Genomic DNA, 1101 nt, shown 5'->3' with positions numbered 1-1101 from the left:
GTCCGTGACTACGAACGGCTACCCAAGCACCACGCCGCGATGGTCCAGTGGGCCATGGTCATCGTCATGGCTCGCCGCCTCGCCCGTCACCAACACACCTGAAACCCTTATTTACCAGGCTCTAAGCGCTCGACCGTCTTGGCGGTGAACCCGTCCCCGACCGTCCGCTGATCGGATGCCCCGGCCGCTGTGGCTCGGTGACGTGCTCGACGACATGACCGTGGCCGCCGTCGCCGAGCCTATCGACGCCAGCGGACCCGGCGCGATTCGACCAGCGGCGCTGACGGGCCGCACCTTTCAGCCCAGGCGGCCTGCGAACGGTGAGCGCTTTCAGGCTGGTCATCGCGACGATGCGTCGGCCCGGGTCAGCGTAACGGGCCTGCGGTCGCGCGTAGGGTCCAGCGTCCGGCGCCGCCGCGCAGCACCGTCTTCGTGAGCGGGGCGATGTCGATCCGCCAGAACGACGCGGGTGTGGCGGCGATCGCGTTGACGACAAGCGCGCGGATCACCATGGGGTGCGTGACGGCGATGACCGTACGGCCCTTGGCCGGCACCGCGCGCAACCAGCCACCCGTCCGGTCGAGCAGGTCGTGGAGAGACTCTCCGCCGTGTGGCGCGGCCGCCGGGTCGGTGAGCCAGGCCGCGACAGCGTTCGGTTCGCCGGCCGCGACGTCGTCCAGGGTACGGCCAGCCCACCGGCCAAGGTCTCCGTCACGCAGCCCTTCGTCGGTGGCTGGAGCCAGCCCGAGAGCGGTGGCGGTCTGCGTACAGCGCAGTGCCGGGGCGCACCGCACATCGTCGGCGCGGGGCAGCGCATCGGCGAGCGCGGTGGCGTCCGCCAGACCGTGCGCGTCGAGTGGCTCGTCCTGCGGGAAGGCAGAGGACCGGGTCGCTGCGGTGGGTGCGTGGCTGATCAGGATCAGGCGAGTACTCACGCTGATCGCCCCCTCCTTGAACCCAATCCTCAACTAGAAGCAACGCCGCTCGGTTAAGGTCCGGCGGGTGTTTCGCAATGGTTTGTGATGATGTCGATCGCGATGGTGGCTTTGTAGCTATGCCGGTCTACGTTGGGTCCGCGGGCTTGGTACTTGGAGTTTGAGC

General features: G+C 68.8%; 1 protein-coding gene. It reads right to left on the bottom strand.

The window, feature by feature from the left end:
* Positions 1-365: 365 nt before the first annotated feature.
* The gene (locus tag ABGB16_RS33755; RefSeq protein WP_347672105.1) at positions 366-935 is read right to left on the bottom strand and encodes a histidine phosphatase family protein; all 570 of its coding nucleotides are present in this window, start codon (positions 933-935) and stop codon (positions 366-368) included.
* Positions 936-1101 lie beyond the last annotated feature (166 nt).

Source organism: Micromonospora sp. B11E3 (assembly GCF_039871625.1).
Classification (GTDB): domain Bacteria; phylum Actinomycetota; class Actinomycetes; order Mycobacteriales; family Micromonosporaceae; genus Micromonospora.
This window is presented reverse-complemented; position numbering and strand designations above follow the sequence as displayed.